This is a genomic window from Campylobacter rectus (genome assembly GCF_004803795.1).
In the GTDB taxonomy this organism is placed as follows: Bacteria; Campylobacterota; Campylobacteria; order Campylobacterales; family Campylobacteraceae; genus Campylobacter_A; species Campylobacter_A rectus.
In genome coordinates this window covers 833,024-853,238 of sequence record NZ_CP012543.1, presented here as the reverse complement: position 1 = coordinate 853,238, position 20,215 = coordinate 833,024, and the positions used below count along the sequence as shown (strand labels likewise).

Annotated in this window: 19 protein-coding genes; 3 read left to right on the top strand and 16 right to left on the bottom strand. The window is 44.4% G+C overall.

The annotated features are described in order from the left end of the window. From CRECT_RS12490 to CRECT_RS04030, 9 genes are all read right to left on the bottom strand, one after another. Positions 1–2,505: a primosomal protein N' gene (locus CRECT_RS12490; RefSeq protein WP_002946117.1), complete on the bottom strand. Its 2,505-nt coding sequence runs from the start codon at positions 2,503–2,505 to the stop codon at positions 1–3. Continuing rightward, complete coding sequence (locus CRECT_RS04065; RefSeq protein WP_039888727.1) at positions 2,505–2,924, bottom strand: prepilin-type N-terminal cleavage/methylation domain-containing protein; 420 nt, start codon at positions 2,922–2,924, stop codon at positions 2,505–2,507. The genes CRECT_RS12490 and CRECT_RS04065 overlap by 1 nt, the downstream gene beginning before the upstream one ends. 59 nt (positions 2,925–2,983) lie before the next feature. Then, positions 2,984–3,439 carry a type II secretion system protein gene (locus CRECT_RS04060; RefSeq protein ID WP_002946113.1) on the bottom strand — a complete coding sequence of 152 codons (456 nt, stop codon included), beginning with the start codon at positions 3,437–3,439 and terminating at the stop codon, positions 2,984–2,986. 83 nt (positions 3,440–3,522) lie between these two features. After that, positions 3,523–4,026, bottom strand: coding sequence for a type II secretion system protein (locus CRECT_RS04055; RefSeq protein ID WP_039888729.1), 504 nt, complete (start codon positions 4,024–4,026; stop codon positions 3,523–3,525). A gap of 196 nt (positions 4,027–4,222) precedes the next feature. Next, the gene (locus CRECT_RS04050; RefSeq protein ID WP_039888731.1) at positions 4,223–4,522 is read right to left on the bottom strand and encodes a type II toxin-antitoxin system YafQ family toxin; all 300 of its coding nucleotides are present in this window, start codon (positions 4,520–4,522) and stop codon (positions 4,223–4,225) included. Position 4,523: 1 nt separating this feature from the next. After that, on the bottom strand, positions 4,524–4,805 hold the full coding sequence (locus CRECT_RS04045; RefSeq protein ID WP_002946107.1) for a hypothetical protein: 282 nt from the start codon (positions 4,803–4,805) through the stop codon (positions 4,524–4,526). A 27-nt stretch (positions 4,806–4,832) separates the two neighbouring features. Then, positions 4,833–5,180, bottom strand: coding sequence for a type II toxin-antitoxin system HicB family antitoxin (locus CRECT_RS04040; protein WP_002946108.1), 348 nt, complete (start codon positions 5,178–5,180; stop codon positions 4,833–4,835). Between the two features lie 315 nt (positions 5,181–5,495). Then, positions 5,496–5,720 carry a hypothetical protein gene (locus CRECT_RS04035; RefSeq protein WP_002946121.1) on the bottom strand — a complete coding sequence of 75 codons (225 nt, stop codon included), beginning with the start codon at positions 5,718–5,720 and terminating at the stop codon, positions 5,496–5,498. A gap of 7 nt (positions 5,721–5,727) precedes the next feature. Then, entirely contained in the window at positions 5,728–5,961 is a 234-nt protein-coding gene (locus CRECT_RS04030) for a coiled-coil domain-containing protein (protein ID WP_002946115.1), read from the bottom strand. Between the two features lie 68 nt (positions 5,962–6,029). Here CRECT_RS04030 and uvrB point away from each other — a divergent pair, with 68 nt between their 5' ends. Then, the gene (uvrB, locus tag CRECT_RS04025) at positions 6,030–8,006 is read left to right on the top strand and encodes an excinuclease ABC subunit UvrB (protein ID WP_002946112.1); all 1,977 of its coding nucleotides are present in this window, start codon (positions 6,030–6,032) and stop codon (positions 8,004–8,006) included. 491 nt (positions 8,007–8,497) lie between these two features. Here uvrB and CRECT_RS04020 read toward each other — a convergent pair whose 3' ends face one another. Next, positions 8,498–8,962 carry a metallophosphoesterase family protein gene (locus tag CRECT_RS04020; RefSeq protein ID WP_002946004.1) on the bottom strand — a complete coding sequence of 155 codons (465 nt, stop codon included), beginning with the start codon at positions 8,960–8,962 and terminating at the stop codon, positions 8,498–8,500. 244 nt (positions 8,963–9,206) lie between these two features. Between CRECT_RS04020 and CRECT_RS04015 the strand changes: the two genes are divergently transcribed. Then, on the top strand, positions 9,207–11,663 hold the full coding sequence (locus CRECT_RS04015) for a molybdopterin-dependent oxidoreductase (protein WP_002945981.1): 2,457 nt from the start codon (positions 9,207–9,209) through the stop codon (positions 11,661–11,663). A 521-nt stretch (positions 11,664–12,184) separates the two neighbouring features. Here CRECT_RS04015 and CRECT_RS04010 read toward each other — a convergent pair. The 6 genes from CRECT_RS04010 to CRECT_RS03985 all read right to left on the bottom strand — a co-directional run bounded on the left by CRECT_RS04010 (position 12,185) and on the right by CRECT_RS03985 (position 18,167). Next, the gene (locus CRECT_RS04010; protein WP_002945989.1) at positions 12,185–12,337 is read right to left on the bottom strand and encodes a hypothetical protein; all 153 of its coding nucleotides are present in this window, start codon (positions 12,335–12,337) and stop codon (positions 12,185–12,187) included. 59 nt (positions 12,338–12,396) lie between these two features. Further along, entirely contained in the window at positions 12,397–13,008 is a 612-nt protein-coding gene (locus CRECT_RS04005; RefSeq protein ID WP_002946008.1) for a LysE/ArgO family amino acid transporter, read from the bottom strand. A 640-nt stretch (positions 13,009–13,648) separates the two neighbouring features. After that, positions 13,649–14,347: a response regulator transcription factor gene (locus CRECT_RS04000; RefSeq protein WP_002945998.1), complete on the bottom strand. Its 699-nt coding sequence runs from the start codon at positions 14,345–14,347 to the stop codon at positions 13,649–13,651. After that, the gene (locus tag CRECT_RS03995) at positions 14,340–15,971 is read right to left on the bottom strand and encodes a sensor histidine kinase (protein WP_002945992.1); all 1,632 of its coding nucleotides are present in this window, start codon (positions 15,969–15,971) and stop codon (positions 14,340–14,342) included. The genes CRECT_RS04000 and CRECT_RS03995 overlap by 8 nt, the downstream gene beginning before the upstream one ends. Before the next feature lie 65 nt (positions 15,972–16,036). Further along, entirely contained in the window at positions 16,037–17,581 is a 1,545-nt protein-coding gene (locus tag CRECT_RS03990) for an ammonia-forming cytochrome c nitrite reductase subunit c552 (RefSeq protein ID WP_002946002.1), read from the bottom strand. Positions 17,582–17,591: 10 nt separating this feature from the next. Beyond that, positions 17,592–18,167 (bottom strand): NapC/NirT family cytochrome c, encoded by a 576-nt coding sequence (locus CRECT_RS03985; protein WP_002946010.1) that lies wholly within the window; start codon positions 18,165–18,167, stop codon positions 17,592–17,594. 555 nt (positions 18,168–18,722) lie between these two features. Between CRECT_RS03985 and CRECT_RS03980 the strand changes: the two genes are divergently transcribed. Continuing rightward, the gene (locus CRECT_RS03980) at positions 18,723–19,022 is read left to right on the top strand and encodes an MGMT family protein (RefSeq protein ID WP_002946012.1); all 300 of its coding nucleotides are present in this window, start codon (positions 18,723–18,725) and stop codon (positions 19,020–19,022) included. Positions 19,023–20,215 lie beyond the last annotated feature (1,193 nt).

Below are 20,215 nucleotides of genomic sequence, written 5' to 3'. Positions count from 1 at the left end.
TTACGAGAAATTTATCGGATCCATATCGACGTCAAAGCCGTGCGTAGCGCAGATGCGAGCGGCCTTTATGAGCGAAGCGTAGAAGATGCAACGCAGCAAAATCTCAAAACGAAATTTGCCGCCCAGTATCTCTATCGCGCATTTGCCGTGTCCGACGATTTGCAAATCGGGCTCGGAAACGCGCAAAGCATCCAGCTCGGCCATGCAAGCCTCCAGCCTTTGCTTTGCCGATTGCTCACTTTTGTCCGCTACGACAGCTCGCAAGAGCCTCGCAAACGGTGGATATAGCGGCTCGCGCGCAGCGATCTCCTCTGCCAAAAACGCGTCGTAATCCTCGATAAAATTCTCAAAAAATTCCCGCTGCCTGCTCTGCACCACCACGCGCCCCTCGCCCGAGCGCCCTGCCCTGCCCGCCACCTGCATAGATAGCGCCAATGTCCGTTCGCGCGCGCGAAAATCCGGGAAATTTAGCAGCTCATCGACGCCCATGATGACGGCGAGGCCTACGTTGTGGTAGTCGTGACCTTTGCTTAGCATCTGCGTGCCGACAAGCGCGTCTATCTCGCCTGCGTTAAAAGCCGCAAGCGTCTTTTCGAGCTTGTTTTGCGTCGTGATCTCGTCGCGGTCGAATTTCTCGATCCTAGCCGCAGGAAACGCCGAGCGCAGGGCGTCCGTCAGCTCGTCCGTGCCGATTTTTTTCGCCTCGATCATCTCGCTGCCGCACTTGTCGCACTCGCGCGCCACAGGCATCGTAAATCCGCAATACTGGCACTTTAGCAGGTTGCGCTTTTTGTAAAAGCTCATCCCGACGCTGCAAAACGGGCACTTTATCGTGTTTGCGCATTCGCGGCACGCCAGGTAGCGGAAATTTGCCCGCGTCGGCAAAAAAACGACCGCCTGTTTGCCGCTCTCAAAGCTCGCGCCAAGCTCGCCCAGGACCATATCGCTCAGCCCAGTCTCGCTCTCGTCGTAGATAAATCTTTTCTCGCTTTTAAAAAACGTGCCTCTTAGTCTAAAACTAGGCTGCTTTTTAAAGCTCACGACGCTTGGCGTGGCCGAGCCTAGCACGACTTTGACATCAAATTTGCCCGCTAAAAACAGTGCGAGGTCGCGGGCGTTGTAGTGCGGATTTTGCGCGGATTTGTAGCTGTCGTCGTGCTCCTCGTCTATGATGATGAGCCCAAGCTCGCTAAACGGCAAAAACAGCGCCGAGCGCGCGCCGGCGATCAAGTTTATCTCGCGACTCTGAAATTTTTGCAGGATCTCGCCGCGCTTTTTTGGCGTTATTTTAGAGTGCCAGACGCCGAATTTCTCACCGAAATAGCTTTTTAGTCGCTTCGTCATCTGCGGCGTGAGCGAGATTTCGGGCATCAAAAGCAAAACCTGTTTGCCCAAAAGCAAATACTCGCGGATGAGCGAAAAATAAATCTCGCTTTTACCGCTTCCGGTGTCGCCGAAAATCAGGCTCGTTTTATGGCTTTTGGTAAAATTTAGAGCTTCTTGTTGGACGGAGTTTAAATTTGGGATTTTTGGAAAAATTTCGCTTTGGACCGGGTCGGCGGGGTTTGATTTTAGATTTAGCGTTTTTGGCCGGATTTCTTTTGCGACTAAAATACCCGAACCCGGACTTTGGTTTGGATTTGATTTGAACGACCGGGCGCAAGTATGCAAAGTCGGTTCGCAAGCCGCATCGTCGTTTAAATTTGCTTTTGAAAGAGCGACGCCGTCATTTAGACTCAAATCTTCGGCCGAAGTTTCATTTGTATCCGCTTGATTCAAGCAAGCATTTAAAGGATTGCCTAAGGAGCCAAATTTTGATTCAAAATCAGAAACATCGCCCAAATTTGACTTTTCGGTAAATTTTTTTTCGTAGGCTAAATTATCCGAATTTGAGACCGTATAAACGGCGCCATCTTTTAAATTTAGATTTTTTGTCAAAACTTTTCTTGCTGTTTTGCCCGAGCTTATACTAAACAAATCGGCCGAGAAATCAAAATTTGGCATAGAGATATCACGGATCGAATTTTCTCGATAACCGCCGTTGTTTAAATTTTGGGGTAAATTTGATTGTGAAATTTCGTCAAATTCCGTAGTCGAATTTTGCTCTGCGCTATCATCAAATTTTGCATTCAAATTTAAATTGACATTTAGCTCATTTTTATCGCCAAGAGCTCGCTTATCCGCCAAATTCTCAAAAAACGGCGAGAGCGGCGCGCCAATCTCCAGCGGAGTAAAAAGCCCGGCGGCAACGGATAAATTTACGACGTAATAATGTGAGATAAATTTTAAAAGCGAAATTTGTATCGGAGTGAGCACGGCAGGTAAAATTTCTAAAATTTCAAGCGTTTTAAAGTCGGGTTCGACGACGCTTTGCAAAACATAGCCGAGAGTTTTTTTGTTTTTTATATTGACTAAGACCTGAGTAAAATTGGGGATTTTAAAATTTGAACGATAGATGAGCGGCTTAAGATTTAAGCCGCTCGGCAAAATTCGGTAGTAGAGCATTACTCCGTTAAAGCTCTACAAAGGCTATCGTTTCTAGGGCAGGTAAAAGAGCCGTTAGTGCTACTATAGGTAAATTTTACACTTTGCCCAGCAACAGTAAAAGTGTATTCATTCCCACTTCTAGACCAGCCCGTTTTATCGTCTGCGCCTTTGGGTTTAATCCCACCTTGCAATACATTATCAAAGAGCTTTTCGCTAGTAGGACTTGAGTCAAGATTAGGATACGCAAATGTGCCCGATAACATATCGGTATTATGCCTATTTATTATACTACTTTTTATAGAAGCTATATCGGCCCTAGCTCTTGCGACTACCGCATCATCCCTAGTAGCAAAGAGTCTAGGCACTGCGATACTCGCCAAGATACCTAAAACCACTATAACAAAAACCAACTCTATCATCGTAAAAGCTCGTTTCATAGAATACACCTCATTTAGTTTTGATGGATTATACCATAATTCTCATTTAAAATTTCAGCCTAATGCCTAATTTCTTTTGATGATATTATATACTCCGTTTTTTTGACATTATCAAGAGCTCCATTTCTATCTAGCGCAATACAGTCCGTAGCTAAAGTCGCAGGGTCTAACTTTATAATAATAGAATCATTTGTATTTTTGGAAAATATAAATTTTAACATGCATTTATCCGTATTAAAAATGATATTAGGATAACTTTTGCCGTCTATCATAGTATTACCATTAAAAGCAACATTTTGTACGCTTGTAAAGCTTTGCGAATCGCCAGGTAATTCACCTTTGGATGTAACATAGGAAATCATATCGGACATTATCTGTTTTATGCTATTTATGATCTTTACATAGTGTGCGTCATCTCTACTAAGTGCAAGGCGCGGTATGGCAAAGGCCGCTATGAGCCCAAGTATAATGATAACAAAAATAAGCTCTATCGTAGTGAAAGCATTTTTATTCATAGTTAATACTCTCTATAAAATGAAAAAAGCCCAAATCCGCCTTAAGCGGATTTGGGCTAGAGTCTGGGGCTTTATACTAGATATTAGTATTGAACACCAAGACCACTTATTGCTATCTCACCTTCATTACTCTCAGTTGTAGTTGGAGGAGTAGTAGCAGGATCAGATATCCAACTAAATTTACCTTCTAATATCTTCTTTACAGCAGGCATAGCGTGGATTTTATCGCATATGGAATTATTAGCTCCAGTAGCTTGAACTCTTAGATTAGCAGGTTTTTTATTGGCAGGAGCATAATCAGTGAGAGTTAATGTTAAGCAAGCATTTCCAGCAGCATTAAGAGTAACACCAGTTAAACCGTTACCAGTAACTTGAACATTTGTCATCTGTGAAAGGTTACTAGCAAATTTAGCTTGTGAAGTATAGTAAGAGCTAACATCACTTATCAAAGTAGTAAGATTTGTAGCAGCCTTTGAAACCTCAGCATCATCACGAGTCGCAGTTAGTCTTGGGATAGCTACAGCAGCCAAAATACCTAAAATAACGATCACGAAGATCAACTCAATCATTGTAAAACCTTTTCTCATATGAGACTCCTTGTGTAAATTCTACATACACTTATGTAGTTGAACGGAATTATATATCTTTTAGCTTAAATAAAAATAAATTTATGACGAATTTCTATAAAATTTTTGAAAAATATATTTGAAACGCTAAATTTAGGCGTTTAAAGCCATATTTACAGCTTTAGTCAAAAATGCCAAGCGATTATCAAGGCAAGAATTATACTTGTGAGCAAATTTGACTTATCCCGCCAAAGAGATCGCTGTGGCTACCGACTTGCATTAAATAAAGCTCCAATACATCGTCATTTATCCGGTACATCAGCAACAAATCAGGCTTGATGTGACACTCTCTAAACTGAGAATATCTGCCTTTTAAAGCGCGATCGCAAAATTTCTCCTCTAAAGTTTCGCCGTTTGCGAGCTTAAAGACCACCGTATCGATTAAATCTTGATCTTTAGACGTCTGCTTTTTAAACCGAGCTCGATATCTTTTTGAAGTAGTGATTTTGCATGACACTTCACTCTCTCATCTTGGCTTGATAGTCTGAAAAGTCTTTGCAGCTTATAGTTTCACCATTTTCAAATTCCCTTATGGCTTCATCAAGACTGGGGATACAAATCTCTTTTTCATCTATCTTGCTTTTAGCTTTTAAAAATTTAACAAGCTCTTTTTGCGCTTTTATCTTGGTTTTAAACTCTTGCTCTAAGGCGTTTAGTTTCGCTTCGGCTTTTAATAGATGATTAAAAACGGTTCGTTTATCCATAAGTTCGTATTTTTGATAATCAATAGTCGTTTGCATTACGTTTTCCTCTCTATAATCATAAATTTAGGCGTTTAAAGCCGTATTTGTAGTCTTCCTCAAAAATGCCAATCGGTTTGAGCTGACTCTATCTATAGCATCAAGCAGCGACTTAGGCAGGCTCACGTTTACCCTTACGCGCTTTTCTTCGCCTTGAGGTTCAGGTATCACAACACCCTCTTTCAAATCGGTCTGAATACAAAATTTAAAAGCCTCTTTCACGTCGGATATCGCTTCTGCTTCGCTCTCTCCATCTCCCATAACGCCTTTAAAATCCTTATAATACGCGAAATATCCGCCACCCTCATCATCGGTTAGCTTTCTAACTACGATCTCATAAGGTAAATTTAGATAGTAATTCAGGTCTTTTTTCATTTTTTATCCTTTCAGAGCTTCTAAGGGCATTTTTACATAAACGGGTTTTACCGGACGTTTATAAGGTGTGGTTATTTTTTCCCTTCCTTTCTAAACTGCCAATGGGAAGAGCCGTTATTGGACGCTTTCCAGCCTTCTGATTCCAATAAATTTTTAAGTGTCTCAAATCTAACGTCTTTTGGATTATTCTCAAGTTTTTTTAATAACTTTTCTCTTTTGCTCATCTACCCATCTCGTATTGTGTGATTATACACAAGCTATATAAAATAGATATAAAAAATTATGTTCTAAACAATATAAAGATTATACGGGATTTCAGCCTATCTCTTGGCTAAGTTTTTTCGCAAGATTTTCCAAATCGCGCTCTTGTTGGTAGTTTTCGTAGCATTTTTGCACGAAGGCGCTTAGCAGCTCCTTGACGTCCAGATACCTTTTACCGCCCGTAAAGGCGTCCCACTCGCGCTCAAAGCTTTGCGCAAATTCGTCTTCAAGGCTGATAGTATAAGAAGTAGAGGCGATTTTGACCGTTATTTTTCTCATAGCTTATTTATTTTCCCAGTACCGCTTCGATCTTGCGGATGACGTCGTCGCTCTCGGTGTTTTTGGCTCTTAGATCTTCTTCTAGACGCGCGATTTGGTTACTTTTGGCTTCGTTTTGTGCCTTGACGCTTACTAGCTCGTTGCGTAGAGATTCGTTTTCATCGCAAACTTCGTTATATCTGGCTAGCAGGTCGTTTACTCTATCGGTTAGGGTATTTAGCACTTTATCGTCGTCAAACATCATTTTTCCTTAGTTTTGGTATAATTTTACGTAATTGTAACAAAAAAAGCTGATTTTTAAGGTAAAAAATGAAAAATTTTGAAATTTCGTCCAAATTTAGCCCGAGCGAGGATCAGGCCCGCGCAGTCGCTAACATCGTAGCCTCCGTAAGATCTGGCAACAAATACCAAACGCTTCTAGGCGTCACGGGCTCGGGCAAGACCTTTACGATGGCAAACGTTATACGCGAGCTAAATATGCCAACCCTAATAATGACGCACAACAAATCTCTCGCCGCGCAGCTTTATAGCGAATTTAAGGGCTTTTTCCCTAAAAATCACGTGGAGTACTTTATCAGCTACTACGACTACTATCAGCCCGAAGCCTACATCCCGCGTCAAGACCTTTTCATAGAAAAGGACAGCTCCGTAAACGAAGAACTCGAGCGTCTGCGCCTATCTGCGACGGCGAGCTTGCTTAGCTTTGACGACGTCGTGTGCGTGGCGTCGGTATCGGCCAACTACGGCCTGGGTAATCCTAGCGAATACCAAGGCATGGTCGCATACCTAAACGTAGGCGATAAAATCAACCAGCGCGCGCTACTGCAAAAGCTAGTGGATATGGGATACAAGCGAAACGACGTTTATTTCGACCGTGGCGACTTTCGCGTAAACGGCGACGTGGTGGACGTATATCCCGCGTATTTTAACGACGAGGCATTTAGGATCGAGTTTTTCGGCGACGAGATCGAGACGATGTATAGCCTGGACGTGCTGGAAAACAAAAAAAGACACGACCTGAAAAAATTTATCCTCTACCCGACCAGCCAGTTTATCGTGGGCGAAAACCGCCTAAAAATCGCCATCAAGCAGATCGAGGAGGAACTAGCCGAGCGGCTAAAGGAATTTAACGAGCAAAGCAAGCTCGTCGAGGCGCAGCGCCTAAAACAACGAGTGGAATTTGACCTAGAGATGATGAGCAGCACGGGCATGTGCAAGGGCATCGAAAACTATGCGCGACACCTAACCGGGCAAAAGCCCGGAGAGACGCCATACTCGATGTTTGATTATTTCGAGCTGGGCGGCAAGGACTACCTCGTCATCGTGGACGAGAGCCACGTGAGCCTGCCGCAGTTTCGCGGTATGTACGCAGGCGACCGCAGCCGCAAAGAGGTGCTGGTGGAGTACGGCTTTCGTTTACCCTCCGCGCTAGATAACCGTCCGCTCAAATTTGACGAGTTTATAAACAAACGCGCCAAATTTCTTTTCGTCTCGGCGACCCCGAACGAATACGAGATAAATTTAAGCTGCGGCCACGTATATGAGCAAATTTTACGTCCAACGGGACTACTTGATCCCTTAATCGAGATAAAAGACAGCGAAAATCAGGTGGAGATTTTATTTGACGAGGCGAAAAAAACGATCGAGAGAAACGAACGCGTGCTAGTCACCGTGCTAACTAAAAAGATGGCCGAGGAGCTCAGCCGCTACTACACCGAGCTTGGTATCAAGGTCAAATACATGCACTCAGACATCGACGCCGTTGAGCGAAACGAGATCATCCGCGGGCTAAGAGGAGGCGAGTTTGATATGCTCATCGGCATAAATTTGCTCAGAGAGGGTCTGGACCTGCCCGAGGTTAGCCTCATAGCCATCATGGACGCCGATAAGGAGGGCTTTTTGCGCTCGACGACGAGCCTCATACAAACGATGGGGCGTGCGGCTAGAAACGTAAACGGACGGGTGTTGATGTTTGCCAAAAAGATCACCAAATCCATGCAAGAAGCGATGGATACGACGCTGGCACGCCGCAAGATGCAAGAGGAGTACAACCGCGCCCACGGCATCACGCCGCGCTCGGCCAGCCGAAATATCGAGGAGAGCCTGCACGTCGAGGACGGCACGGAGATCTTAAGAAAAGGCGCAAATCTGGAAAAAATGCCTGCCGCCGAACGAGCGAGCATAATCAAAGAGCTAAGAAAACAGATGCTGGAAGCCGCGGCGCAGCTGGAGTTTGAGAAGGCGGCGGCATTGCGCGATGAGATCGCCAAGATACGTAAATTGTGAGCGGCTCGTTTCTTGCGCGCCTTTAAATGAGCTAGAAATTTTCTCCCTCGATGAACTATATGTTCTATCTTCGGTTGAAAATTTCGTCGCAACATTTAAATTCATCACAAGACACTTCGCCTTATCGTTTTTCGCTCAAATTTGAAGTTAAATTTGTAAATTTCTGCTTCAAATTTGACCCACCGAGACCCGCATCTTTAAAACGTCAAATTTGAATCATGTTTGCGACGCTTTGCGTCAGCAAAGCTATGTCGCCACATTAAAAGCGTCGTAGGGGGGGGGATTAAAGGGGGTGGGGAGCGACTTCGCAATTCAAGCCCCACCCCCTTTACAACAAAGTAAAAAACAACCTCAAACGGTTGTTTTTTACGCAAGGAAGCCGAACTCACAATACTAAATTTAACCAAGCCAAATTTAGCATTTTCGCGGTACAGATCTCGGTGCGTAAATTTCAAATTTTAGTCAAATTTAGCCTCAAATTTGACTAAAAATCACCCGCCGTCCTCGATATTTTCCTGCATAAAGACTCGCATGCTCGGAAACTCAAGCGCACAAAGATGGCCGAAACCCTGCTTATAAACGCAACCGGTGTCGATATTTGCGCTAAATTCCATGATATCGGGCTCGGCGATCGGCGTATGACCGTAGACGTTAAAGACGCCATCGTTTTGGCTAAAATCGCCCCTGCCGCAAAGTACGTGCCGCCTAAACTCCGCCGCGATATCGCCGTCCGAGCTACGTAGCGCCCACATTCGCCCGGCCGCTGAGTGCGATACGACGAGCCGCCTGCCCTGCACGTTTTTAAACTCGTCAAACTCCAAATAAAGCGGCAAATTTGACAAAAACTCTATGTGTGCGAGCTTCTGGGCGCGGCTGGCTTTGGCGTAGGATGCGAAAGTCTGCGCGCCGCCGACAAGGCAAATTCGGTTAAATTTATCTCTTTTATAAATATTCAAACCGCGCCCGCAAACTATATCATATATCAAAATCCAAACAACACACGCCTAAAAATTACAATTTTATATATTTTTTATTATTTATATCTTATAATAGTTTATAACCACAAAATTAGTTTTTATAGTTCAAGGAGGTTTAATAAATAACACCGACGACTTCAAATTTAGTCGTAGGCTTAGCTGAAAATATCTTTAACGCGATACCAAAGACGAGATAACCAAATTTCATTTCAAGGGAGAAAAGATGAAAAGACGAAATTTCTTAAAGCTTAGCGTGCTAGCTAGCGCCAGTTTGCAAGCCAGTAGGATAGAGGGCGTCACTCAGACGCTTTTTGACCAGAAAAGAGTTTTTTGCGCAAACAGATTCGGTCCGTTTTACGCAAACGTAGTCAGCGGACAGATAACCAGCGTAGATCCTTTTGAGGCGGATAAATTCCCGAGCACTTTAAACAACGCCGTCGCAGATTGCGTCCAAAACGAGAGCAGAGTGCTGTATCCTTGCGTGAGAAAAAGCTACTTGGAGAAAAAGGGGCCGAATAAACCCGAGCTTAGAGGCGAGGAGGAATTCGTAAGAGTTAGCTGGGATACGGCGCTTGATCTGGCCGCAAAAGCCCTAAAAGAAAATTTTGATAAATACGGCTCCGAGAGCATCTACGGCGAGTGCTACTGGTGGGGCGGCAGCGGTAAGGTCAGCTGGGGTAGAGCTACGGCAAGAAGGATGCTAACGATACTAGGCGGCTTCGTCTCGGAGGACGGCAACTACTCCTACGGCGCCGGTCACGTTATCATGCCTCACGTTATCGGAACTATCGAGCCAAACGAAGTCCCTACGAGATGGGAAGCGATACTAAGGTCGGCTAAAACGATAGTGTTTTGGGGAAGCAACCCCGTGATCACCAATGAAATAGGCGTAGGCGTTCCTACTCACGAGGGTTACGACGTGTATGCCAAACTAAAAGAGATGAACGCAAAGGGCGAAAAGAAAATTTACGCCGTAGATACCTATAAAAACGATACGATTAGGTATCTAAACTCGGATTTTATGGGCGTGGTGCCGGGGACGGATACGGCTATGATGATAGGTATGTGCCACTATCTATACGAAAATAATCTATACGACGAAGCCTTTATAAAAAAATATACGGTCGGATTTAGTAAATTTAAAGATTATTTCCTGGGCGCTAACGACAATGTGGTTAAAAATTTAGACTGGGCTAGCAAAATTTGCGGCGTAAGCGTCAAAAAGCTAGAGGAGCTATGCGTGTCGCTAGCCAAAAACGAGTCTTTGATAATAAGCGGTTTTGCCATCCAAAGGCAAGATCACGGAGAGCAGTCGTATTGGATGCTCATCACTCTAGCCTCGATGCTAGGACACATAGGCAAAGAGGGCTGCGGCTTTATGACTTGCGATCAGGGACATACGACCAGCACGGATAGATTTAAAGCGCCCGCCTTAAAGGGTTTAAGCTCGATCCCTAGCGAAAAATACACTACCGAAGACAGCCCTTGGGTAAAAAATAAAGGCTACGTCATACCAAATAGTAGGATAATAGACGCGCTGCTAAATCCGGGCCAAGAGATGCAAAGAAACGGCGAAATTTACAAACTTCCGCGCATGAGAGTTTCCGTAAGCGCCAGCGGCTCGATATTTACGAGGCATCAGGAGCTAAACCGCGCGGTACAAGCGTGGAAAAAGCTAGATACCGTAATAACTATGGAGCCTTATTGGACTAGCGGAGCCAAGCTTAGCGACATAGTCCTGCCTGCAGCTATCGAGCCTGAGAGAAACGATATAGAGCAGTCAAACGCTACGGGCGAATATATCTTTGCCATAAAGCAAGCCGTCCAGCCTATGGGCGAGAGCAGGAGCGATTTTGAAATTTGCAAAGGAATTTGCAAGAGATGGGGCATGGAAGAGGTATTTACCGAGGGCAAGACCGAGATGGAGTGGATAAAAGAAATTTTTGCCGACGCCATGGATCAAGCCAAAGCGCTCGGATACGATAATCTGCCTACGTTTGACGAGTTTTGGGAAAGAGGATACGTAAAATTCGACAAAAAAGACGAAGAGAAAAAATACTACACTAGATTTGCGAATTTTAGGGAAAATCCAAATAAATTTAGACTTGGAACGCCGTCGGGAAAGATCGAAATTTATTCGCCCGTCATCGCAAAAATGAAATACGACGACTGCTTAGGGCATCCGGCGTGGTTTGAGCCTACCGAGTGGCTTGGCGATAAAGAAAAAACCAAAAAATATCCTCTCGCGCTAAATACTCCGCACTCTCGCTTCAGGCTGCACTCTCAGCTAGACAATTCTATAGTCAGAAACTACTCCAAGATAAACGGCAGAGAGCCGATATTTATCAGCCAAAGCGCAGCCGAAAAGCGCGATATCGTCACGGGAGACGTGGTCAGGGTATTTAACGACAGGGGTGAAATTTTATGCGGCGCGATAGTAAGCGACAAGACCCAAGACGACGTCGTCATCGTGTGCGAGGGCGCATGGTACGATCCTGAAGTCTATGGCAAAAAGAGCCTGTGCCAACACGGATGCGTAAACGTGCTCACAAAAGACAAAGGCACGAGCAAGCTAGCGCAAAGCAACATCGCGCATACGAATTTAGTCCAGGTCGAAAAATACAAAGGCGCGATAAGGCCTATCAGAGCGTTTTCAAAGCCAAAAATCATAGGCGCTTAAATTTGCGGCGGGGCTTAGCTCCGCCGTTTTAAATTTTACCCTCGCCGGCGGCGGTCTTTATCAAAAGCCTGTTTGGGCCGACTTTTTCATTCTCTAAATTTTATGAAATTTCATCCGCACCCGCCTCGCTTGGATCTTGAAATTTAACGCCTCTAAATCAAAATACGCCGCCTTGCCGCTATCGCTGATTTAGGCGACACGGCTCGTTGAGAAATGCCGATTTGCCCGCGCGGGCGCCGAGCTCGTCGCACATTCGCAGATCATTTGCTTTATCGCTTTTTGATTTGCGCCGCTCGGACTTGTATGGCGCAGCGTTTGGGGCGAGTTTTATAATATTTTTCTCATAGGATTTAAATTTACCCGTCTTAGCCGACACTTTATTTTTCGAGCTCTCAAGCACTTATTTTAAAATTTATGCTTAAATTTACATCGCGCGGGCATCTGCTTTGATCCGCTTTGTCGCGTCCCTATCGGCATTGATATATGGATCGATTTGTAGGGCGGACGCATCTTCGGCGCCTTTAAATTTCGCTAAAATTTGCTATGATTTTCTTAGTCGGATTTAAATCCTCACTCGCCGCGCCTATCGCAACCTCTCTTGCCGTGTGCAAATTTTGCTCGCAAAACTCATCGTCCTTTAGGCTATCGCGCCTGCAAAATAGCAGCGCAATCACAAAAATAATCAGCTTTTCATCGCTTTTTCTAAAAGATAAATTTGCGAAATTTTACTACCTCACTCGCCTATTACCAGCATCGCGCCGAGCGTTATCATAGTGACGCCGACGAAAAACTCTAAAATTTTCCATGCGGCGGGCTTTTGAAACAGCGGCGCTAAAAATCTCGCCCCGTATCCGAGCGAAAAGAAAAACGCAAACGACGCACACATCGCGCCTACGCCAAAGAGCCCCGCACGCTCGCCGAATTTCGTAGAAACCGAGCCTAAAAGCAGGGCGGTGTCAAGATATACGTGCGGGTTTAGCCACGTAAAAGCTAGCGTGAGAAGCGCCGTTTTAGCCGCACCGCGCGCCTCCTCGTCGCCGGACGTTAGCGTATGCGAGGCGCTAAACGCACTATAAAGGCTGCGTAGTCCGTAAATGCTCAAAAATACAAATCCACCCCAAAGCGCGGCGGTTTTGATGACCTGATAGCGCTCAACCACATAGCCAAAGCCCGACACTCCCACAAAAATCAGCACGGCGTCGCTAAGCGCGCAGATAGTGCAAACGAGAAAAACATGCTGTTTTTTGATGCCTTGCTTTAACACGAAGGCATTTTGAGCTCCAATAGCTAAAATCAGCGAGAGTCCGAGCGAAAAACCCGAGAAAAAGGCGTTAAAAGAGTTCATTGCGTTCCTTAAATTCGACGTATTTTGGTATTTTGGCGACTTAAATATACGCCTGCATTTACTTTGGGCACGATGCTTGCGATGACGAGCAAAGCAAATTCGTCGATATAGTAAAAATACGAATAATAGTAAAAACAATACGAATTTTACCACAATCAAATCTTTAAATTTAGCGCTGTCAAAATTTGATGCGGAATTTTGCAATAAAATTAAGTCTTATAGTGCGCAAAAGCATTATAAGCGCGCAATCAAAACACAAAAAATAAAGTAATTTCGATACAAAAACGGCAAAAGCAAGCATTATAAAAATTTAATGCAATCGCTGGGCCATAAATGCCCGGCTTGCCCGTATAAAAATGCGCAAGTAAAATTTGGCTAGGTTTTTGCCGTCCGCAAGGTCGCTGCAGGGCAAATTTCACCGTAAGCCTCGCCAAGCAGCCGCTAAAAAGTGCGCGCCAAATTTTACCCGCACCCCAACAATCACCGATCGTAATAAATCTAAAATTTAGAAAGCTAATTTGGTCAAAATAGCGCAACGCAAAGCTCGCGTCAGTCAAATTTGCCAGACAATGCCGCTCAAAAATTTTAAAGCGAACTTCTCTCGTATCTAGCGGCATTGCGAACAAAATTTGCCCGAATTTCACCTATCCTCGCAGCTTGGAATTTCGAGCTTATACCCGTAGCCCTGTACGTTTACGATAAGTTCGTGGTAGGTTTTGGAGCGCAGTTTATTGACATACATCCGCATTGCATCGGGCGTGGCCTGCTTATAACGCCACACGTTTCGCTCCAAGCTTTCAAAGCTAACAACGCTGCCTGCGTTTGCGACTAAAATTTCAAGTAGTGCGGCCTCGGTTTTGGTTAGATGCACCACCGCCTCGCCCTTAAATAGCTCTTTTGCTTCTGCATCGTAAAAATACCCCCGTCCAAGACTCATTTGTCCGCCATCCACTTTGCCCAAGGCCATCAAAAGCGCGCCATAGAGCCGCTCTAAGCTAAAAGGCTTGTGCAAAAACGCCTCTGCGCCGATGTCGATCGCAGCCTCTACGTTATGCCCGCTATCAAACGCCGTGATAAAGATAATCGGTACGTTTTTGCCGACTTCTTTAATCTGGCGGGCCAGACTTAGCCCCGAAATTTTGGGCAAATTTATGTCCGTTACGACGACGTTAAAATCATCTGCAAAAAACCTCTCAAGCGCGGCTTTGCCGTCTGTTTCAAGCACCGCCTTGCCAGCATAGGGCTTTAGCGCCTCAAGCAGCGTTGCGCCCAAAAACGCATCATCCTCGACCAGTAAAATTTTAAGCTTTCTTAGCAAATTTAGCGTCTGTTCATCCATCCGCGCCCTCCAAAACGACCTCAAACACGGTCGGTTTTTCGTAGCTTACGACTCGCACGCAACCCTTTAGTCTATTTTCCAGCAAGAGCTTGCAAATATATAGCCCGTTGCCCGTACCTCGCTCGCCCTTGGTGCTTTTTAGCTCTTTAAACAAATTCTGCCTTACCGCCGGCTCGATGCCGCTGCCATTATCCTCGACACGGACGATAAATTTGCCATCGGTTTTTTGCGCGGTTACTTTTATGAGCGCGTCTTTTTTGTCTTTCTCGAAGGCATCCTTGGCGTTTGAAATTAGATTTAAAAAGACCTGTTTTAGGTAGTTTGGATAGGAGTTAAACTCGTAGTCGCCATCGTCAAATTTAAACTCTAGCAGAGCACCTTTTAGTTGCAAAAGCGGCCTTGCGATCAAAAAGACCTCGTTTAAAATTTCGATCAAATTTACCCGCTTGCGCTCGTTTTGCGGCTGATAAAACATCTTAAAGGAGCTCAAACTTTGATCTAAAAATTTCACGATATTTTCTATCTCGTCTGCATTTTTTAGGCTTTTTTGTGCGGACGGGTTGCTTTGTAGCCGCATTTTTATCATTCCGGTTAGAATCATTATCGCCGATATCGGCTGCCGCCACTGATGCGTCACGGCCGTAAACATTTCGCTCATCGCCGCCATTTTGGAGTTTTGTAGCAAAATTTGCTCCTTGATCTGCGCCTGCTTGGTCGCATAGCCGCTTATGCGTAGCGCATAATAACTCCCCGCCGCGCCAAATAGTGCCAAAATGAGCGCAAATGCGATGTTTTGCCTTAAATTTTTATCCAGCGGAGCAAAAATTTTACTCTCATCCAGACTCATCGCAAATATCCAATCTGCGTTCTTAAGCGGCTCGTAAAATAGGATAAAATTTTGCCCTTCCGCCTCGTAATAGTGCAAATTTTTCTCTACGCTGCCAAATTTTATCGCTGATATAGCCAGTTCGCACTCCGGACAGACGCTCGGGTTTTTGAGATTTGCCGAGGCGATCACGCTACCTTCTTTGGTCATTAAAAATGCAAAACCTTGTAAATTTTCGTTTATTTTTAAAATTTCGTTTTGAATTTTATCTAACGCAAGATCAGTGGAGAGAGCGCCGCGCATGCCTGCGCTTTTTAAGAAAAACGCTCTAATCAGCGAGATTATAATATTATCTTTCATAAAAGCGTTTTGATAAGATGGCGCGATATCTAGTCCTTTTAGCGCCATCTTATACCAATCTCTTTGCGAGACTTTGTAATTCGCAATCGCCGTCTCGTCTGCGCTAATGAGATACATATCGTCGTATTCGGCGTAAATGTCGCCAAAATCTCCCATCGCGTCGATGTTTCGTAAAATCTCCTCGATCAGCTCACGCTCGCTTGCGAGGCTTAAGCTTTCAACCGCCGCAAATGCTGGTGAGACGATCTTTTGTTTATCGCCCAGCCACTCGTCTAGACGTTGTTTATGAAAACTGACTAAATTTATATGCTCTGCTACGGCTAGGCTTTGCGCGGTGGCTCGGTTTTGGTAGTAGTAACAAAACACGAACCCCACGTAAAGCCCAAGCGCTGCGATTATGAGCGCCGAGACGAGATAGAAATTTTTGATTTTTAGCATAAATGACCCCTGCCGCAACAAAACCTTTCCCTCTACGGTATTTTAGCTCATTTTTATGTTTATTTTTACTTTTTGCACTCGCTATCGTACCACGTTTTTGTATTGCTAAAGTCCAAATCCTCGCTTAGCGTACCGTTTTCTTTCGCTTCCTTTAGCCATCTTCGTCCTGTGGTATCGATCCATTCGCATTTTTTCTTTATTAAAGCCTCGCGTTCAGGCAGATTTAAAAATGCATAAATTTCCTCCTTAGTTTTAAATTTAGGCGCTTTATAGTCCTTTGCGCCGTGAGCGGACAAAATTTTTGCTAGCTCGATCCTGGCCTTCATCGCGTAATTATTGCCGTCGGCAAATATCCTAAGAGCCTCTTCGGTCGCATGAAAATACGCACCATGGCTTGTTCCGGCATAAGTGTATCGCCATGTAGCTTTGCGAAGGTACTGCATCACATCTTTCATCTCTTCCGCATTAGCTCCCGCCTCCCATGCCTTAGCGGCTTCTAAATTCGCAGCTGCGAGATTATCTAGCGCTATACTGCCTATTTGATCATATTTTGACTTTTTATCCTTTAAAATTTGCATTAGCTCCTCTTTTTTGCCGGGGTGACATGTTAGGCAGCTTTTATCCATATTTTCAAGAGGTTTGCTTATCTTATGATATGAATATTTTACTCCGCCCTCAGCCGTATAAGGCAAGTGGCAATCCGCACAGGAAACGCCGTTTTTAGCATGTGTGCCTTTTACAAATATCTCAAAATCGGTATTATCGCCGATGATCGTAGGAGCTTTTGATAGCATATTTGTTATATGCACGGCAGGCTTACCGTCAGGAAAATTTGCGCCGTCGTCATAAAACGCCTCGATCTCCTCCACGCCTATGCCATTGCCCCAAGGGTTGGCTATATCTTTAGCGATATGTTTGGCGCCATTAGTATCCGTCCACTCATAGCGCGAAGTAAATGAGAGCATATGGCACTGAGCACAGATAAAAGTACGCTTTTGTTGGTGGCTCATCTTCTCAAAAACAGGTAGTCCCGCCGAGACCAAGGCTTTGTTTAGATGATCGCGCTTAACGCTTAGCTCCGTTGTCTTTGGATCGTGGCAGTCCACGCAACCGATAGGATTTTGCGCTTCGTGTCCATAAGCTGCAAGCGGGCGAGAGAAAAATTCATTGCGCCCATCACGCTCTATAAGGCGGATAGTATCGCTGGAGTGACACACGATGCACTTTGCATAGGGATATTCGTTCTCGTTTTTAGGGTCACTTGGAAACTCCGAGTTCATACTAAACATTGCGTCGATAGTAGAGTAGTATTTGCCGCGGTTATGTCTCCACTTGACGCCCATAGCGCTCTCGCCGGCACGGACGATCGTGACATTTGGTCTTACATCAAGCATATCTATGGATTTATCACTATCTTTAGAGTGCATAAAGCTCTCGTATTGATTTGGATAAAACTGCTTCCAATCGGAACTTTTACTAGGCATCTGCGGCACTCCGCGAGGTGTATTTATCGCGATACGCTGCTCCTCTTTTTTTGTTATGTCAAACCCGATAAAAATCATCGCAAGTATCGCTACAACGATACAGGCCAAAACTAAAATTCTTTTCATCTTCTCCTCCTTATTTGCTTAAATTTTCTATCAAATTTTTAACGCCTAGATTGCCCGGCGCCGTATGCAACCCGCTCATAGCCCCGTGCGGAGCGTCTCTGTGACAGCGCCAGCAGTACTCCTTATCATCTGCGTTTAGGCCGGTGCGAGCGTTTAGTGCGATGTTGATCGCAACCGTTTCTCCTTGTCTTGCATGGCAGGAGATACAGTTGTCTTGCGCGATCTTCGCGCCGCCGTCTGAAATTTTGATTGCACCGCCGAATTTATCAAAGCTAAACATAAAAACGTGATGCAAACCGTCTAAAATTTTGGTTTTATATTTGCCGATAAAATTTTGAGGTACGTGGCAGCTAAGACAGGTGGTGTTTCTCCCGTGCGCACTATGCTGCCAAGAGGCATAAAACGCATCCATTGCGTGGCAGTTGATACAGGCTTCGGGCTTGGTCGAAAAGTGCGTTAGCATACGCGATTTATCGGCGAGATAGATTCCCAGCACCGTAGCGACGATAAGCGCGCCGATGATAGCGAGATTTAACATGCTTGAGCTTCGCGCTTTTTTAAGCAGATTTTTTAATTCATTCATCATACACCTACCTTTAAGCGATTTTTACGCTGCTTCATTGCGTCCTCCTTTTGTCCTTGCGGCTTGTTTTATATAAAGGATAGTGCAAAAGCATAAAAAAAGTATAAATTTTTGAAATTTATTTTATGTTTTTAGCGAGACGAAAAATTTTGGATTTTTTGATGGGATTTACGGGTAAAGACAGAATTTGATTTTATAAGATAAATTGCGAACGATCGTAAATTTTTGATATCCGGGTGAAAATTGCAAAAACAAAGCAATAGAATATATTTTTGGGTAACAGGCCTTTTTAAATTTGATGTTTTAAATTTTTCACTCGCCCTGATGAAATTAGTTTGGTCAATGCGGTCTAAATTTAAGCGCTTTTGAATTTACCAATAAATTTAGCTTGGATGAAGAGTTACTTTGGGGTCGAGAGATTTGATTGCGTAAATTTTATGCTTTTACCGGTATTTACCAGAGCATACGATCTGAATTTAGATTTTTCACGACCGCTACACTAGCATAATCGCTGCCCGTATTTGGTAAAATTCGGTATGAAAAGAGTATAATCTCGACATGGTTTTAACGCAAAATTTGATCTATAAAATTTTATCGGTCGTCGAAGAGATACCCGCCGGCAAGGTCGCCAGCTACGGGCAGATCGCACAGATGATCGGGCTGCCTGCTCACTCGAGACTAGTTGGGCGCGCACTCTCCTTGTCGCGGCTTTACGGAGACTACCCTTGCCACCGCGTCGTAAATCATACGGGCGCTTTGGCAGCGAGTTTTACTTGGCAACGCAAGCTGCTGGAAGCCGAAGGAGTAGGGTTTAAAGGAAAATGCGTCGATATGAAAAAATACCGCTGGGAGTGGTAAATACCGCGCCGCGGAAATTTTAAGGTTATCGATACTTGCCAAATCTTAGCCGCACTAAAATTTAATCTTTTTTTGGGCGGCGAAAGTAGCCTTATTTGGCTTTTTGCGGTCGCTACAGTCGCCTTACGGGCTTAAACCTACGGCTCGTAACTTGCGCAGACCTACTTACGTTTTGTCCTACTTTGCGGTTTTTTAAGAAGTGGCCGCAAACGCAGCAAGGCACCAAAACCACATTATCCTCGCTACACATTCTTCGTAAAGAAGGACTCGTCGGCATCTCGTAATAAGTAAAACAGTCTCAGACGGAAAACGTAGTGAAGCTAAGTAAACGCATTTCGCACTCGCAACCTCTTCTTGTAAAGCTACAAGCATAGAATGTGAGCGAAGCGGACCGATCGTAAGAGTTGTATTTGCAAAATTTATGTAAAAAGTTATTTTGCGATAGATTTAAATGTCGTGCAGTTAAAATTTGCGCAGACCTAGATATTTCGAGAAAAATTTTAGCGTATGCTTATGGCTGCGAGTAAAACGAAGCGAAATCTCTTTCAAAACCAGCGTAGCGACGCCGCAGGCGGGGTTTCTATAAAAGCGCTCGCGAGGCAAGTTGTCATAAAAATTTAAGGTGCAGTATTTTTTCATCGGACGAGGCGGAAATAAGCCGAGCAAGGGCGCGTACATATAGTATGCAACTAGGCTTTGGCGAAATTTCTCTTCTGCTTTGCTTAACGTTTCGCGTTCGCAGTTTAAGAAGAAGCAGTTACGACCGTAAGCAAAACATGGCGGAAAATACGAGCCGCTAAAAATCAAGGCGAAGTATTTTTGTTTTTACTTCGCGCTTTGCGCCTAGGTAGCTAAAATCAGCGAAAGCCCGAGCGAAAAACCCGAGAAAAAGGCGTTGAAAGAGTTCATTTTATCCCTTAAATTTGGCGTATTTTGGTATGTTTAAAATTTTAGCAAAAATGCGTACAGCAAAAGCTCAGCAAAGTAGAATTTGCGACACGAAGGTTTAAATAAGGCGTCGCAGAGATTTTTGCAAATTTGCCCGCCGAATTTAGTAGCTTCAAGATGCGGGTCTCGGTGCGTCAAATTTGAAGCCGAAATTTACAAATTTGACTTCAAATTTGAACGTAAAACGATAAGGCGAAGTATTTTTCTACTTCGCTGCGCTCGTAGCTTTTCAAGAAGTTCTAGAC

Coding starts and splice junctions, on each gene's coding strand:
- CRECT_RS12490 (WP_002946117.1), bottom strand. CDS start 2,505: ATGCTCTACTACCGAATTTTGCCGAGCGGCTTAAATCTTAAGCCGCTC.
- CRECT_RS04065 (WP_039888727.1), bottom strand. CDS start 2,924: ATGAAACGAGCTTTTACGATGATAGAGTTGGTTTTTGTTATAGTGGTT.
- CRECT_RS04060 (WP_002946113.1), bottom strand. CDS start 3,439: ATGAATAAAAATGCTTTCACTACGATAGAGCTTATTTTTGTTATCATT.
- CRECT_RS04055 (WP_039888729.1), bottom strand. CDS start 4,026: ATGAGAAAAGGTTTTACAATGATTGAGTTGATCTTCGTGATCGTTATT.
- CRECT_RS04045 (WP_002946107.1), bottom strand. CDS start 4,805: ATGCAAACGACTATTGATTATCAAAAATACGAACTTATGGATAAACGA.
- CRECT_RS04040 (WP_002946108.1), bottom strand. CDS start 5,180: ATGAAAAAAGACCTGAATTACTATCTAAATTTACCTTATGAGATCGTA.
- CRECT_RS04035 (WP_002946121.1), bottom strand. CDS start 5,720: ATGAGAAAAATAACGGTCAAAATCGCCTCTACTTCTTATACTATCAGC.
- CRECT_RS04030 (WP_002946115.1), bottom strand. CDS start 5,961: ATGTTTGACGACGATAAAGTGCTAAATACCCTAACCGATAGAGTAAAC.
- uvrB (WP_002946112.1), top strand. CDS start 6,030: ATGAAAAATTTTGAAATTTCGTCCAAATTTAGCCCGAGCGAGGATCAG.
- CRECT_RS04015 (WP_002945981.1), top strand. CDS start 9,207: ATGAAAAGACGAAATTTCTTAAAGCTTAGCGTGCTAGCTAGCGCCAGT.
- CRECT_RS04005 (WP_002946008.1), bottom strand. CDS start 13,008: ATGAACTCTTTTAACGCCTTTTTCTCGGGTTTTTCGCTCGGACTCTCG.
- CRECT_RS04000 (WP_002945998.1), bottom strand. CDS start 14,347: ATGGATGAACAGACGCTAAATTTGCTAAGAAAGCTTAAAATTTTACTG.
- CRECT_RS03995 (WP_002945992.1), bottom strand. CDS start 15,971: ATGCTAAAAATCAAAAATTTCTATCTCGTCTCGGCGCTCATAATCGCA.
- CRECT_RS03990 (WP_002946002.1), bottom strand. CDS start 17,581: ATGAAAAGAATTTTAGTTTTGGCCTGTATCGTTGTAGCGATACTTGCG.
- CRECT_RS03985 (WP_002946010.1), bottom strand. CDS start 18,167: ATGATGAATGAATTAAAAAATCTGCTTAAAAAAGCGCGAAGCTCAAGC.
- CRECT_RS03980 (WP_002946012.1), top strand. CDS start 18,723: ATGGTTTTAACGCAAAATTTGATCTATAAAATTTTATCGGTCGTCGAA.